14 protein-coding genes and 1 pseudogene are annotated in these 16,274 nt (G+C 39.0%); 13 read left to right on the top strand and 2 right to left on the bottom strand.

Annotated elements, in window-relative coordinates:
* Positions 1-239 precede the first annotated feature (239 nt).
* From BM098_RS12130 to BM098_RS12105, 6 genes and pseudogenes are all read left to right on the top strand, one after another.
* A pseudogene (locus BM098_RS12130) lies at positions 240-467 on the top strand (acetate uptake transporter); the annotation flags it as partial.
* 197 nt (positions 468-664) lie between these two features.
* On the top strand, positions 665-1,285 hold the full coding sequence (locus BM098_RS12125; RefSeq protein ID WP_089833731.1) for a TetR/AcrR family transcriptional regulator: 621 nt from the start codon (positions 665-667) through the stop codon (positions 1,283-1,285).
* A 27-nt stretch (positions 1,286-1,312) separates the two neighbouring features.
* The gene (locus tag BM098_RS12120) at positions 1,313-3,673 is read left to right on the top strand and encodes an ABC transporter ATP-binding protein/permease (RefSeq protein ID WP_089833729.1); all 2,361 of its coding nucleotides are present in this window, start codon (positions 1,313-1,315) and stop codon (positions 3,671-3,673) included.
* Between the two features lie 872 nt (positions 3,674-4,545).
* Entirely contained in the window at positions 4,546-5,871 is a 1,326-nt protein-coding gene (locus tag BM098_RS12115; RefSeq protein WP_089833727.1) for an ABC transporter substrate-binding protein, read from the top strand.
* A 73-nt stretch (positions 5,872-5,944) separates the two neighbouring features.
* A complete protein-coding gene (locus BM098_RS12110) occupies positions 5,945-6,805 on the top strand; it encodes a carbohydrate ABC transporter permease (RefSeq protein ID WP_089833724.1) in 861 nt (286 codons plus the stop codon).
* Entirely contained in the window at positions 6,805-7,626 is an 822-nt protein-coding gene (locus tag BM098_RS12105; protein ID WP_089833721.1) for a carbohydrate ABC transporter permease, read from the top strand. Before BM098_RS12110 ends, BM098_RS12105 begins: the two co-directional genes overlap by 1 nt.
* A 129-nt stretch (positions 7,627-7,755) precedes the next feature.
* On the opposite strand, the gene BM098_RS12100 is transcribed toward BM098_RS12105, so the two are convergent.
* A complete protein-coding gene (locus BM098_RS12100) occupies positions 7,756-8,520 on the bottom strand; it encodes an AraC family transcriptional regulator (protein WP_089833719.1) in 765 nt (254 codons plus the stop codon).
* Positions 8,521-8,672: 152 nt separating this feature from the next.
* On the opposite strand from BM098_RS12100, the gene BM098_RS12095 reads away from it, so the two are divergent.
* The 7 genes from BM098_RS12095 to BM098_RS12065 all read left to right on the top strand — a co-directional run bounded on the left by BM098_RS12095 (position 8,673) and on the right by BM098_RS12065 (position 15,432).
* Complete coding sequence (locus tag BM098_RS12095; RefSeq protein WP_089833717.1) at positions 8,673-9,704, top strand: Gfo/Idh/MocA family protein; 1,032 nt, start codon at positions 8,673-8,675, stop codon at positions 9,702-9,704.
* Positions 9,705-9,757: 53 nt separating this feature from the next.
* Positions 9,758-10,480, top strand: a complete 723-nt coding sequence (locus BM098_RS12090) for a ThuA domain-containing protein (RefSeq protein WP_089833715.1) — start codon at positions 9,758-9,760, stop codon at positions 10,478-10,480.
* 4 nt (positions 10,481-10,484) lie between these two features.
* Entirely contained in the window at positions 10,485-11,222 is a 738-nt protein-coding gene (locus BM098_RS12085) for a sugar phosphate isomerase/epimerase family protein (RefSeq protein ID WP_089833713.1), read from the top strand.
* Between the two features lies 1 nt (position 11,223).
* On the top strand, positions 11,224-12,252 hold the full coding sequence (locus BM098_RS12080) for a Gfo/Idh/MocA family protein (protein WP_089833711.1): 1,029 nt from the start codon (positions 11,224-11,226) through the stop codon (positions 12,250-12,252).
* A 69-nt stretch (positions 12,253-12,321) separates the two neighbouring features.
* A complete protein-coding gene (locus BM098_RS12075) occupies positions 12,322-13,290 on the top strand; it encodes a sugar phosphate isomerase/epimerase family protein (protein WP_089833708.1) in 969 nt (322 codons plus the stop codon).
* A gap of 185 nt (positions 13,291-13,475) precedes the next feature.
* On the top strand, positions 13,476-13,952 hold the full coding sequence (locus BM098_RS12070) for a PH domain-containing protein (protein WP_089833706.1): 477 nt from the start codon (positions 13,476-13,478) through the stop codon (positions 13,950-13,952).
* Positions 13,945-15,432, top strand: a complete 1,488-nt coding sequence (locus BM098_RS12065; protein ID WP_089833705.1) for a PH domain-containing protein — start codon at positions 13,945-13,947, stop codon at positions 15,430-15,432. The genes BM098_RS12070 and BM098_RS12065 overlap by 8 nt, the downstream gene beginning before the upstream one ends.
* Positions 15,433-15,488: 56 nt before the next feature.
* On the opposite strand, the gene BM098_RS12060 is transcribed toward BM098_RS12065, so the two are convergent.
* Positions 15,489-16,217, bottom strand: coding sequence for a YtvA family blue-light photoreceptor (locus BM098_RS12060; RefSeq protein ID WP_089833703.1), 729 nt, complete (start codon positions 16,215-16,217; stop codon positions 15,489-15,491).
* Between the last annotated feature and the right edge of the window lie 57 nt (positions 16,218-16,274).

Below are 16,274 nucleotides of genomic sequence, written 5' to 3'. Positions count from 1 at the left end.
GTCTTTTGTCAGAACCTATACGTTCTATCAGACAGAACGATTCGACCCAAGCAAGTTGTGCTCCTGGAGCGCACTATTTCCCCAACATGCTTTAATAGATGTTGAGAAAATAGGTTTGCGGCGGTTGGAAAGTAGAAAAACCTATGCTTAGTTGAACGAGCATGGGTCGCCTTTAGGGTGTCCTTACGGAATTCCCTTCCTCAAACATTCGTGAGAATGTTAGGTGGGGGTAGTTCAATTTTGTTTTTATAGATTTCTTATTTATCGGTTTATCATTAAGTAGTTTTAACATTTGGTATGAAGGGACACATATGCTTGCGGCCGTTAGTGAATTATTGATTGCCTTGTTATCATTTTATGGCAGTGCGGCTATTGTTTTAAACACACACTTTGGTCAAGTTGTTTTACCAGTCGGTAAACCATTTGGTATTTTTAAAAAGCAAACAGAAGTAAAAAAAGTAGCATAAAACAAATGAGCCAACGCGTAATTTAATTATTTGTTGGCTTATTTGTTTTTTTCAAATATGCTGATTATGTGAAAGTGCAACCAATATAGTCTTTATGGATTAACATGCATATATTTTGACTTGTGACACAGTGTCATGTATACTTTAACAGTATTGAAATGACACTGTGTCATTTTGGTGTGATAAGGAGAGAGTTTATGCCAAAACAAACATTTTTTAATTTGGATGAGGACAAAAGAGACACGTTAATTGATGCATTGAAGAAAGAATTTTCTCGTGTAAATGTGCATGAAGCGTCAATCAGTAACATCGTCAAACAAGCCCGGATTCCCCGGGGGAGCTTTTATCAATATTTTGATGATAAGGAAGATGCCTTTTTATATGTATTAGAAAGCTACGGAAGGGTGAATAAAGCATGGCTCATGACTTATTTAGAAGAGACACAAGGTGATTTATTTGAAACGTCAACGCGGTTATTTAGACGTTTATTAGAAAGTTATTCATCAACTGATCATTATCAATTATTTCGTCATGCTTTCCTCAACATGAATCACAAAATTGAACAAGCGTTTACGAGTGATAAACTTAAGGATGATTTGCAACAGAATATGGAGGAACTAGTTCAATATATTGATGGATCACAGTTGATGATTGAAACAAAGGAAGAATTATTTCACCTATTGAAGATTATCAAAGCTGTCACTTTTCATAATGCTATTGAAGTTTTTGTCCATCAATTATCAATTGATGAGGCGTGTCAACAATATCAATTAGAATTAACCATGCTTAAACGCGGGTTACTAAAGAAAGAATCATAGACTTTATAGCGAAGGGGTACGACAAATATGAGTAAGTTAAAGTTAGTAGATATCGATAAAAGTTACCGTACAGGTGACCAGTATCTGCATGTATTAGACAAAATATCGTTAGAATTTAGAGAGAGTGAATTTGTTTCCATTCTTGGACCTTCTGGGTCAGGGAAAACAACACTACTCAACGTGATTGGTGGCCTTGATCATTACGATTCAGGTGACTTGATTATCAATAACCAATCAACGAAACATTTTCGCGATAGAGATTGGGATAGCTACCGTAACCGTTCGATTGGTTTCGTTTTCCAAACGTATAACTTGATTGGTCACCAATCCGTGTTACAAAATGTAGAAATCGCGATGACCCTCTCAGGTGTATCCGCAGATGAACGGAAACAACGGGCAACAAAAGCATTAGAAGAAGTCGGATTAGAAGATCATATTAATAAAAAGCCAAATCAACTCTCAGGTGGGCAAATGCAGCGGGTTGCGATTGCGCGGGCACTGGTAAATAATCCAGATATCATTCTAGCAGATGAGCCGACAGGTGCACTTGATTCGACAACGAGTACACAAGTCATGGATATTTTACGAGAGGTTGCTAAAACACGTCTTGTGATCATGGTGACGCACAATGAAGATATTGCAACAGAATATTCTAACCGAATTATTCGCTTTTTAGATGGACATATTCAATCAGATAGTGCACCGTTAACGGATGACTTGCCAGATGAACCAGTGATTGAAAATAAAAAGAATAAAAAAACATCGATGTCAATGACGACAGCTCTGTCACTGTCCTTTAAAAACTTACTTACCAAAAAGGGGCGAACGATTTTAACAGCCTTTGCAGGGAGTATTGGGATCATTGGTGTGGCGCTAGTCCTCGCTTTATCTAATGGATTAACTGAAGAACTGGATGTTGTGCAAGGTGATGCATTGAGTAATTTCCCAATTATGATTGATACAAATGAACAGTTAGCTGATCTAACACAAGCGGGACCACCCGGAACAATGGATGATTCAGATGGTTTAACGGCTTTTCCTGATTCAGATGAACTGGTCACGTACAACCCATCAGAAAGTATGCAGTTACACAAAAACGTACTAACAGATGACTTTTTAACGCATGTCGAAGCAATGGATGATGCATTACCTGATGCGGTTGATAGTATTAGTTACCGCCAAGGTGTTGGTGTAAATCTGTTGGCAGAAGGTGACGATGGTGTCACAAAATTTGATACAACAGCGCAACAAAGTCAAGGATTTGGACCACCAATGACAGGCAGTTCACACTGGCAAGAGATGCCAACCAATGCGGATTTTGTGTTAGATGTGTACGACTTATTAGGTGAAGGTTCACGCTTACCTGAAAATGAGAGTGAAATCTTGCTTGTTGTCGATGAATATAATCGCTTGAGTACGTCCTTCTTTGACAAGTTAGGTATAGATGCTGACGATGATTATGAATTGAATGATTTTATCGGACAAGACGTGTTAAAAGTCATTCCGAATGACAGTTTCTATGTTGAGGAAGGCCCGATTTTTAGAGAAATTGCGCCAACCCGATACGAAGATGTTTATAATGAAGATGCAGGTAAAACATTAACAGTGACAGGGATTCTTCGTCTGAAAGAAGGAGAAGAATCAGGTATCTTTGATGAAGGGTTTGTCTATACCCGTGCGTTAACCGATTATTTACTTGAACAAGCGAATGATTCAGAGATTGCTAAAGCTCAAGAAGAAAGTGACGTAAATGTATTAACGAACCAAGCGTTCCAAGATGACAATGCAAAAGAAACAACATTGATTTACTTAGGAGCGGTATCACGTCCGGTCGGTATTGACATTTATCCAACGGACTTTGAAGGAAAAGATCAGATAAAAGAATATTTAGATGAGTATAACGCTGATTTACCAGAAGATGAACAAATTATTTACAATGATTTAGCTGAGTTAATTGGAAGTATTTTGACCGATTTGATTAATACAGTCACGTACGTTCTTGTTGGTTTTGCGGCTATTTCTTTAGTCGTCTCAACAATCATGATTGGTATTATTACGTACGTTTCGGTGATTGAAAGAACGAAAGAGATTGGTATTTTACGTAGTGTCGGCGCACGTAAAAAAGATATCTCGCGTGTGTTCAATGCCGAAACGCTAATTGTTGGACTTATCTCCGGTTCACTTGGTGTCGGACTGAGTTACCTCCTTATTATTCCAATCAACCAACTGATTGAACGCGTAACCGATACAACAAATGTAGCCTCACTTGCACCAATGGCCGCAGCGATATTAATTGTTGGTAGTATGCTGTTGACATTAGTCGCAGGCGTGATTCCATCACGTATGGCAGCGAAAAAAGATCCGGTTGTTGCACTTCGAACAGAATAACTGATGATCTTTATATTGATACGAATACTTTAAAGAAGAAAGAGTCGATTCGTTTGGCTCTTTCTTCTTTTCTTTATAAAAAGCCTATGAATAAGTAAAATATTTAAAATTTATGTTTAGTCAGTGTTCAAACGGGAATAAATTAATACAAGGTAAATGCATCACTAAATGTGCAAAACAACATTTAGCGTGAGATGCGATTTGCACAACCTTGGCGGGAAATTTGACCATACTGACGTCAAATACTTGTCAGCTTGTGATGAACTATCATTAGGTGAAAAAATGATTCACTAATGAATCATCGTAAACAAAAGAAGACGCATTTTCGTGAAAGTGCACGTGAAAGCTGTCATAGTTATGTTGCGGATTGAATCGCAAACATGTTCAACCCACAGAATAGGGTAAGACAGCTAAAAGAAGCCTTCAATTGTGACGAGTTAGTACGTCAGCATTAAAGTGCTACAGGCACCTCGACAATTGAATAGAAAATCCACAAATTTTCCGTGAACGTCTCCTAGCGTATAAGAGGAGACACGAAAGAGAAGCACGCTCATTAATTTGAGCGTGTTTTTCTTTTGGAAAAAATGCATACTGAGAGGGAAAACTTAACGGGCTGTAAGACTTAGGTGATTATATTTGAACTCATTTAAAAAATAACAGGACAAACCCTCAAGAAAACGTTTACACGAAGACTGTTGGGTGCTATAATATATTTAATGTTAATGCAATCGCTTGCCTTTATATTTTGATAAATATTTCCTTGAATACGAACATTGTCAACTAAATTTGCACAAATAGTATTCAGAGGGGATGTTTTTTTATATAGTAATGCAAACGGTTTCTTAACAACAATTTAAAGGGAGTGTGTTCATATGAAAGGGAATTGGAAACTATTATTAGTTAGTTTGATTGCATTCATGTTTGTATTAACAGCATGTGCATCAGACACGGTCGATGAAGGTAATGGAGATAGTGATTCGGGGTCTGATTCAAGTGATGATTCAGCTGAAAAAGTTGATGTTGATATCTTTCAGTTTAAAGTAGAGTTTAAAGATCAATTTGAAGAATTGATACAAATGTATATGGATGAAAATGAAGATGTGAATTTAAGTGTCCAAACGGTTGGTGGTGGGAATGACTACGCTGCCTCACTAAAAGCACAAATGGCATCAGGTAATGAACCAGTCATCTTTAACATAGGTGGTCCAACAGAATTAGATGAGTACCGTGAATACTTAACAGATTTATCTGATACTGAAGCAGCAACTCTTGCTTTAGATGGTACGTTAAATGGTGTTGAAGAAGACGGTGCTGTTTACGGGTTACCATTTGCACAAGAGGGTTACGGCTTAATCTACAATAAAGAAGTATTTGATGCTGTTGGCATTGATGCTTCAACATTGACAACGTTTGATGCACTAGAAGCAGCATTTAAGCAAATTGATGAACAAAAAGACGAATTAGGTTTAGAAGCTGTACTTGCATTACCTGCCTCAGAATTATGGGTAATGGGTAATCACTTGGCCAATCACTATATTGCGCCTGAATTCAATAATGATATTTTAACTGCCTTTGAAGCAGATGAAATTTCGTTTGAATATGCTGATCAAATGAAACGTATGTTGGACTTACAAAATGAATATTCTGTTCAACCAGTACTTAGCTTGGACTATTCTATGCAAGTAGAACAGTTATTCTCAACGGGTAAAGTTGCGGTGATTCAACAAGGTAACTGGATTTACCCAACTGTTGAACAAATGGATGAAGATTTTGCTCAAAATGGCATTGGTATGATGGCTATGCCATTTGAAGGGGAATATGAAGATCACTTACCAGTAGGCGTACCACAATACTGGGTTGTGAACCAAAATGCTTCAGATGAGGAAATTCAAGCTGCGAAAGATTTTCTTGATTGGATGTACACATCAGACACAGGTAAAGATTTTGTGTTAGATGAATTTAAGTTTATCCCAGCTTATGACGGCTATGATGCAAGTCGCATTGCTGATCCATTATCACAAGATGTTTACAGCTATTCTGTTGATGGGAAAACGATTGGTTGGACATTTATGGCGACACCTGTTGGTTGGAATGAAGACGTATTAGCAACAGAATTCCAAAAATATTTAGCAGGTGACACTACGTTTGAAGAAGCGTTAGAAGTCGCAAAAGAAAGCTGGGCAAGCTCTAGACAATAAAGATATGACTAAGCGACTGACATATAAAAGTATATATGGCAGTCGCTTAGGTTTAAAAAGGGAGGATCAGCTCATGACAAATAAAAATATCTCGTTTTGGCTCTTTATATTACCAGCATTATTTGCGTTAGCTGTCGTTGTTTTTTATCCATTCTTGTATGGTTTTTATTACACTTTTACAGATTGGAATGGCTTAACAGCGACAACATTTTTAGGATTTGAGAATTATATTAATGTATTTCAAGATGAAAGTTTTACCGATGCGATCAAGTTTACGATTATATTCGCTGTTGTATCGATTATATTAGTAAATCTTATTGGTCTTGGTCTAGCCGTACTCGTGACGCAAAAGATGAAAATCAATAACGGTCTTCGGACAATTTTCTTTATGCCGAATTTAATCGGTGGTTTAATTTTAGGTTTTATCTGGCAATTTATTTTCAAAAGTGGTTTTGATGCTGTTGGTCGACTACTTGACCTTGAATTTTTACAAGGCTGGCTTGCCACAACAGAGACCGGTTTTTGGGGTCTTGTCATTTTAAATGTTTGGCAGTATGCCGGCTACATAATGATTATTTATATTTCTTATTTACAAAGTGTTCCTGGGGAATTATTAGAAGCAGCTGAGATTGACGGGGCCAGTGTGTTCCAACGATTCTGGCGGATTAAGTTTCCACTTGTGGCACCAGCATTTACCGTTAGTCTCTTTCTAACGTTGTCGAATGCCTTTAAATTATACGATCAAAACCTAGCCCTCACAAACGGTGGACCTTATGGTTCAACGGAAATGTTGGCGATGGAAATATATAAAACGGCCTTTTCACGTTACGAAATGGCCTTTGCGCAATCTAAAGCCGTGCTCTTCTTTATTTTAGTTGCGCTAGTTGCGGTAACCCAAGTGTATTGGAATAAGAAACGGGAGGTTGACATGTAATGCATCAAAAAAAGAAACGTTATAAAATGTGGCTCACGATTATCGGTCTTGTGATTGCGCTTATATGGCTCTCACCGTTTTATCTTATGCTCGTCAATGCTTTTAAAACAAAATTTGATATCTTTAATAGTGTACTTGCGTTACCAGAAACCTTGACACTTGATAACTTTAGACAAGCCTTTATCGATCTAGATTTTCTAAATGCACTGATGAATTCACTCATTGTGTCTGGAGCGAGTATTTTGATTATTATTATCTTTTCATCGATGGCTGCCTACGCGCTCTCGAGAAATAAAAGCCGTTTAAGCGGCGGTATTTTCTTGATTTTTGTCGCAGCCATGTTGATTCCCTTCCAATCAGTAATGATTCCGTTAATTTCTATTTTCGGAAAGGTCAATATGCTGAATACATCAGGCTTGATCTTTATGTATCTTGGTTTTGGTTCAAGTCTATCAATTTTTCTCTATCACGGGGCAGTAAAAGGAATTCCTGTGTCACTTGATGAAGCAGCAATGATTGATGGGGCTTCTCGCTGGACAATCTTCTGGAAAATTATTTTCCCGATGCTAAAGCCGATTACAATGACAGTAATGATTTTAAATGTTATCTGGATTTGGAATGATTATCTGTTGCCATCGCTTGTCTTAAGCCAAGCATACGCAACGATTCCACTCCGCATGTTCTTCTTCTTTGGACAATACACGAAGCAGTGGCATCTCGCCCTTGCTGGTTTAACGATTGCGATTATTCCGGTCGTTCTCATTTACTTCTTTGCTCAGAAACACATCATTAAAGGTGTGGCTGACGGTGCCGTGAAGTAACGTGTAGTGATGATTGAACTACACTTACCAAACATTCTCACGAATGTTTGAGGAAGGTGTCTTCTCGCTCTATAACGATAAAAAAATAAAAAGACATGGAGCAAGCACGCGCTTACGCCATGTCTTTTTTTAATGACTTTTTCGGTACTGACTTGGTGAGAGTTGATACGTCCTTGTGAATAGGCGATGAAAATACGGATAGTTTCCGAAGCCACACATAAAAGCGATTTGTTCAAGGGTCATATTCGTATATTTCATTTGATTGATGGCCGCCTCTAATTTGATGTGCTGGGCGTACTGAATCATTGTTGTGTCGGTATGGTGTTTAAATAAATGACTCGCACGGGAGACGCTTAAATCTACTTCATTAGCGACGTTTTCAAGTGTCAGTGGCTCGAGTGCATGTTCTTCAATATAACGCATCATCCGGGTAACAATAAAGGGGCGTTGGATCGAGTGACGGGCATTTATCTCTGCTTCAATCATCAACATAATACTTTTAAATAGATGCGTATTCAAGGCATGATTTTGTTCATGACTAGGACGGAGCTTTTCTGTTGATAATAATCGCCACAATGTCACAATCGTGTTGGTTGATGAAAGTGCGGCAAAATTGGGACGGTCAAGTTTTTCCCACCAATGCTCTAACCAATCTCCTGTGACAAGTAAATGATAATCGCCACTTAATTGATTGGGTACAATCGTGAGTTCATAGTGCACGCCTGGAGGGACGAAGATGATGGATCCTTGTTCTAACTGATAGGTTTTATTTTGAACCGTCGCTTCACCTCTTCCTTCAATTTGTACACGAATTAAAAAGTAATCAAAACCTTCACGGCGTAAGTCGTGATAACCGTCGGTGTGTGATGAATAACTGCAGTGATCAATGTTCATGAATGATTCCTCCATTTATAGCAAGATAGGATATGAATTCATCATATCATCTATATAAAAAAAGAGAAAGAGACGGTAAGATGGAGTTAATCAAATATAACGCAAGTGAAATAAGATAATGAAAACGTTTAATAAAAAAGGAGCGAATACAAATGAAAACATTAAAAGTAGGGATTATTGGTTGTGGGAATATTTTTCCGATGCACGCGGCAAGTGTTATGGAAAGAGACGATGCCAAACTCGTCGCAGTGTGTGACGTAAAGAAAGACCGTGCCGATGAGAAAGCGGAGCAATTAGACACAAAAGCTTACTATGATTACGAAGAGATGATGGATACTGAACAGCTTGACGTTGTGCATATTTGTTTACCGCACTACTTACACGCACCAGCAACAGCCGCAGCAACTAAACGACAGATTCACGTGATGACAGAAAAACCGATGGCGATTAACTATGATGACGCCAAGGCGATGATTGATGGTGCTAAAGAGAACGGGGTTACGCTTGGCGTTATTTTCCAAAACCGCTATAATCCAGGCTCACAACTGATTAAGAATATGTTGACCTCAGGTGAGCTAGGTGCTGTTAAGGCGGGTAAATTACAAGTCACATGGGACCGATCAGATGAATATTATCAAAACAGTGATTGGAAAGGGACATGGGACAAAGAAGGGGGCGGTGTTATTATTGACCAAGCGATTCATACAATGGATTTAATGCGCTGGTTCGTTGATAGTGAATTAAAGTATGTCGATGCCTCAATCAGTAACCGTGCTCATGAAATTATTGAAGTGGAAGATGCAGCTGAAGGCGTTATCGCTTATGAAAATGGTGTTGTGACAGCGTTCCATGCGATTAATTACTATACGTATGACGCACCAGTAGAAATTGAATTACACTGTGAAAAAGGTGTGGCGAAGATGGTGGCAGATAAAGCGACGGTTACGTTAAATGACGGACGCACTTTTATTGCGGATAATAACCCACTTGAAACATTCACCTACGATTCAGGAGTGAAGGGTTACTGGGGTGTGAGTCATGTGAAACAAATCAATAACTATTATGATGTGCTTCAAGGTAAAACTGATGCACTAGATATACCAGCTGAAGAAGCACTTAAAACCCAACAAATGATTAACGCGGTGTATCAATCAGGGAAAGACAAACAACGCGTTCACTTCTAAAAATCGTTATTTCTATATTATTAAGCAAGGCAAGATAAAAGGAGGCTATTAGGATGAATATTTTAGTGTGGAATGAAAACAGACATGAACAAAAAAATCCAAAGGTCAGTGAGATTTATCCAGAAGGTATTCATGGGGCGATTAAAGATTTTCTAACAGAGGCAGGGCATAATGTGACAACGGCTACCTTAGATGAAGAAAATCATGGTCTATCTGATCATTTATTAAATCAAACGGATGTTTTAATTTGGTGGGGGCACCTAGCGCATGATGAAGTAAAAGATGAGTGGGTAGAAAAAGTTCAACAACGTGTATTAGACGGTATGGGTCTATTAGTCCTTCACTCAGGTCATTTCTCTAAAATCTTTAAAAAATTAATGGGAACTAGCTGTGATTTAAAATGGCGTGAAGCAGATGATAAAGAGCGTTTATGGGTAATTGATCCGACCCACCCGATTGTTTCTGGGTTGGGGAGTTATATTGAACTTAAAAAAGAAGAAATGTACGGAGAACACTTTGATATTCCAGCCCCTGATGAATTAGTCTTTGTAAGTTGGTTTGAAGGCGGCGAAGTCTTTAGAAGCGGGGCAACATATAAACGTGGACGCGGAAAAGTCTTTTACTTTAGACCGGGTCATGAAACATATCCAACATATCATAATCAAGAAATCCAAATGGTGATTAAAAATGCGGTCAATTGGTTAAAAGTAACGCAAACAAATCAGCCGACATATGGTAATAGAGAGCCACTAGAAGTTATCTCAAAGAAGGGATGAAAACATGATACCAGTAGCTATTCAGCTCTTCACTTTACGTGAAGCGTGCCAAAAAGATATGAAACAAACATTAGAACGAGTGAAAGCTATCGGCTTTCAAGGTGTTGAACTTGCGGGTTATGGTAATTTAACTGTTGAGGAAGTTAAAGCCACTCTAGATGCGCTTGATTTAACAGTCGCCGGAAGTCATGTACCACTCACAGACTTAATTAACCGGTTAGATGATGTAATTAAAGAACAAAAATTATTAGGTAATACTCAGGTAGTGTGTCCATTTATCCTGCCAGAAGACCGGACGCACGAGTTTTATCAAGATTTACCGTCTGTCTTACAATCGATTCAACTGGAACTTCAATCACATGGGATGGACTTACTGTATCATCACCATGATTTTGAATTAGCCCCTTATAGTGATGAAGAAAATGTACTTGAGTACTTACTCAGAACAGTTGATGGTTTAAAACTAGAGTTAGATGTGTACTGGATTCAAAAAGCTGAGGAAGATCCAATTGCGTGGATCAATAAGTATAAAGACCAACTCGCACTTGTTCACTTAAAAGATATGACGAAAGATGAACGGGCTACCTTTGCGCCATTAGGTACGGGTCGGACAGATTTATCAGCGATTCTAAATGCAGCGACACCTGCTTACTGGATTGTCGAACAAGACCAAACTGATGGTGATCCATTTGAAGCGATTCAAACGAGTATGACGTTTTTAAAAAATGAAGGAGTGATTTAAGATGAGTAAATTAAAAGTAGCCGTAATTGGTTGTGGAAGTATCAGTAAACACCGCCACTTACCTGAATATCATCAAAATGACGAAGTAGACATTGTAGCCTTGTGTGATATTGTCACATCACGTGCTGAAGCGATGCAAGAACTTTATGGTGGGACAGTGTATACAGATTACGAAGCATTATTAAAGAATGAAACGATTGACCTTGTCAGTGTATGTTTACCAAATGCTTTGCATGCCCCCGTTTCAATTGCAGCGCTTGAAAGTGGTGCTCACGTATTATGTGAAAAGCCGATGGCAACGACGAAAGAAGAAGCGGAAGCGATGATTGAAGCGAGCGAGAAGAGTGGTAAAACATTAATGATCGCCCACAATCAACGGTTTGTTCGTTCACACCAAAAAGCAAAAGAGCTGATTGCAGAAGGAGCAATTGGAAAAGTGTATAGCTTCCGTACGACATTTGGTCACGGTGGACCAGAAGGCTGGAGTGTCGACGGCGAAAACTCATGGTTCTTTAGAAAAGAAGATGCAGTGATTGGCGCAATGGGTGACTTAGGTGTCCATAAAGCTGACCTTATTCGCTATATTTTAGGGGAAGAGTTTACTGATGTATCAGCTATGGTAGAGACGAATGCAAAAGAGGGTATTACCGTTGATGATAATGCAGTCTGTCTCTTAAAGAGCGCATCAGGAGTCATTGGAACGCTTACCGCAAGCTGGGCTTATAAAGTAAATGAAAACAACTCAACCGTGATTTACGGGGAGAAGGGCGTTCTGCGTCTTGAAGATGATCCGGACTATAGTTTGATTGCGACCTATACCGATGGCAGTAAGGTCAATTATGAACTCGGCAAAATTCAATCGAATGCAGAAGGTAAACAAACGACAACAGGTGTGATTGATCACTTTGTTGAAGCAGTATTAACAGGTGCAACACCGCTTATTGATGGTCAAGAAGGTAAAAAATCATTGGAGATCATACTGGCGGCGATGGAATCAAGTCAAACGGGAAAAAATATAAAACTAAGCTAAATGAACGTTTGTCATCGGTAACAATTTTTTGACCTATGCTGGTTCATTTAAAAAAGAGGAGCGAATAGAATGAAATTAGGTGTCTTTACCGTATTATTTGCAGATAAAAATCTCGAAGAGATGTTAGATTATGTTAAAAAGGCTGGGTTAGATGCAGTTGAAATTGGAACGGGTGGCTATCCAGGTGATGCCCACTTAAAGCTTGACGCGTTACTGGATAGTGAAGCTGAAAGACAAGCCTTTCTAGATAAAGTAACTTCACGTGGTTTAACCATAAGTGCGCTTAGTTGTCACGGGAATCCTGTCTCACCAGACGTAGCCTTTAGAAAAGACTCACACGAAACATTAGTTAAAACGATCAAACTCGCAGGACTGTTAAACATTCCTGTCGTAAATACCTTCTCTGGTACACCCGGAGATTCTGAAGATGGTAAGTATCCAAACTGGCCAGTAACGCCGTGGCCAGAAGAGTACAGCACGGTGCTAAAGTGGCAATGGGAAGAAAAACTTGTACCTTACTGGAAAGAAATTAACACGATCGCCGAAGAAAATAACGTCAAGATTGGTTTAGAACTACATGCTGGCTTTTTAGTTCATACCCCACACACGATGCTAAAACTACGTGAGCAAACAGGTAAAGCGATTGGTGCCAATCTTGATCCAAGTCACTTATGGTGGCAAGGGATTGACCCTGTTGCGGCAATCAAGATTCTAGGGAAGGCTGGTGCAATTCACCACTTCCACGCAAAAGATACGTATATCGACCAAGAACATGTGAATATGTATGGTTTAACCGATATGCAGCCGTATAGTGACGTACAATCACGTGCTTGGACATTCCGTTCTGTTGGCTATGGTCACTCAGTAAAAGTATGGAGTGATATTATTAGCGCTCTGCGAACGTATGGTTATGATCATGTCATTAGTATTGAGCATGAGGATCCTATTATGTCCATTGATGAAGGGTTTATGCGTGCGGTTGAAAACTTGAGGTCAGTGATGATCTATGACCAACCCGCTGATATGTGGTGGGCATAATAGAGATAGCCAAGCATTAGCAAAAAGGAATAGAAAAAGCAATCGGTTAAGAGGCGTTGCCTCAACGGTTGCTTTTTTGTATGAGTCGGTAAAGAAAAAATGTAAGTATATGTTGATTAATTTCTAAAATATAGTAATATAGAGGTGGGAATTATTTTCATTTGAGTATAACAAGGAGGAAATTTATGCGACAACCACCTAAACATCAGCTAGCAAAAGCAGCTATCACCGTCTGGCGTCTTTCTGGTATCATTACGTTCATTATCTTAATGGTGATGGCAGGAGCACTAACTTATATTGCCTATAGATTTGAATGGCCGTGGTTTATTGGTACGATTGCCATTAGTCTAACCTTGCTTGAAGCTATGTTACATATCTTGATTATCCCGACTATTCGTTACAAACGATTTCGATATGAGATTTTAGACGAAGAAATATATATCCAGCGCGGTCTCTTGATCGTGACACGTACGCTTGTCCCAATGACACGGATTCAACATGTCGATACCAAACAAGGCCCTATTTTAAAAAAATATAACTTAATGACAGTGACGATATCAACCGCTGCAACGACACATGAAATTCCAGCCTTACCGAGTGAAGTAGCGGACCAATTAAGAAATGATATTGCCGTACGGGCAAGGGTGATTGACGATGACTGATCAACATAAACTGCATCCGTTAGCGATGCTGTTGTTTTTCTTTAAGATAATAAAAAACAGTATTTGGTTAGTGATTTCTGGTGCTATTTTTATCGGCTCATTTGACATTAATGAGTTGTTGCCAGACCAGTTGCAGGCATCGCCTGTTATGTTTGTTTCGTTATTTCTTTTAGTGATTATCATCGTGTTTGGCTTCATTAGTTGGCTGAAATGGCAGCGACTCCGCTACATGATTCATCCCGATGCGTTACAAATCACCCAGGGCATTATTGTACGTCATGACCGAACAATTAAAACAAAAAATATTCATTCAATGAATGTTAATCAACATATTTTTCATCAAGTATTTAATCTAGCTAATTTAAAGATTGAAACAGCTGGAAGCGATGTAAATGTTGACGGTGAGTTAAAGGCGATTGATTTTGAACTTGCCAGACGATTAAAGTATCAGTTCACGAATGATTTACCACTGGACGATGTTACGGCCTTTGCAGCCCCTCACCGTTTGGAAGACGATAAAGAAGACTGGCGTAGTAGTATCTACCGGTTACTTGCGGCGGGTGCAACAACAGGACGAATTGGGACGCTATTAGCGATTGCCTTTGTGTTACCTACTGAATTGAGCAGTTACCTCCCAGCAGATATTTATCAGGCGTCAGAATTATGGGTGTTAAAGCAATCGATAGTTGTTTGGGTAATACTTGTGACGCTTTATCTAATATTTATGATTGCCATTGGTGTCGTTAGTTTCATGTTAAAATATGGTCAATTTACATTACGCCGTGAAGGAGATTACTTAATCGTCAAACACGGCTTGATTGAAAAGAAAGAGACCCAATTACATATAAACCGGATCCAAGCAATCACCTTCAAACAAAATCTGTTTCGGATGCCGTTTGGCTGGTATGGCTGTTATGTGGATTTTGCGGGCGGGGAATTTGATGCTAAAGCTGAAGGGCGCTTATTGTTATACCCGCTGCTTAGACGTAGAGAAGTGACGCCTTTTTTAAAACAATGGCTACCAGAATATGATTTAGAAGATATGGCGCTTGAAAGAACGGAAAGTATCAGCTATTTTTACCGGATGATTCGTTTTTCACTGCTTGTACTTATCCCAAGTAGCATTTTCTTCTTCTTTTATGTACGTTGGTGGTTAATTCTCACTATCGCTAGTCTCTTGTTTGTTCGCGCAGGCTGCTACTATTTCGAGTATCGCTTAAAAGGGTATGCCACTCGCGGGGCGGTGCTTAGACTGGAGTATCTTTACCGGTTTAGTCGCTGTCTAACGTTGGTCAAACGAAAGCATATGTTAGAGCTAAACAGGATTGAGACGCCTGTGATGAAAAAACTACAGGTTTGTCATTTGAAATTTGCCGTGATGAATAACTTTGTCGGCCAACACTTTAATTATCGTTGGATCAGTGAGTCGCAAATGAATAAGTTAACAGACTGGTTTCACAAGAAAAACAACGAACGATAGGGAAGTCAGAACGAGCGAATAGACGTAAGGTCTATTCGCTCGTTTATATTTAAGTCTTATATTTTCAGAGATTTAATCGCATCCTTAACCGTGAGGTAAGTTGTTAACCCTTTCAAGTGATCGCCGAAATCGAGCGTTTTAATGGCGAGTTCTGGTCGAATCCCAGTTAAGACAAGTTGCGTCCCGACAAGCTTTGTTAAGTCATGCAGCTTTAACAATGAGGCAGCAACATAGGTATCGACTTCAAATAAGCCAGATAAGTCAAGAATTAAGTAATCATCTTTAGATGACGTTAAATAGCTTGAGACGGTATTGGTTAGTTGTTCAAGCCGCGATTGGGTAATGGTACCGATTAATGGTAAGACCGACATCTTTCGTGTAATCGGTACGATTGGCGTTGATAAGTGTTCCATTTCATCTAAAGCATCTTGTAATAGACGTTCTTTTTCTTTTAATTCGGTAACATCTTTTTGGATACCAATAAAATAAAGTTTCTCTTCTCCTTTTTCATTGACCCACATCGGATCAATCGTTAACTCATTCCAGAAGCCTTGTCCGGTTTTTGTGTAGTTATAAATCTGTACCGTAATTGATTCGCGGTTTCGTATCGCCTCTCTAATTGACTGAGTGGTTCTTTCGCTCGTCTTGCTTCCTTGGAGAAACTTGCAGTTATTACCGATAGTTTCTTCGGCGCTGTAGCCAGTGAGTTGAGTGAAACCTTCATTGACAAAAATAATAGGATGACTATCGTAAGCGCCAATCCATAAGGTAGGTCGGCACGACAAATAGCCTTTGCTACAATGTTAAGTGTAGTAAAGGCTATTGACATTTCGCCTGAACAT

It is taken from the genome of Halolactibacillus halophilus, assembly GCF_900115605.1.
Taxonomy (GTDB): Bacteria; Bacillota; Bacilli; order Bacillales; family Amphibacillaceae; genus Halolactibacillus; species Halolactibacillus halophilus.
Note: the sequence above shows the minus strand (reverse complement) of the source record. Positions and strands in the feature narration are given on the sequence as shown.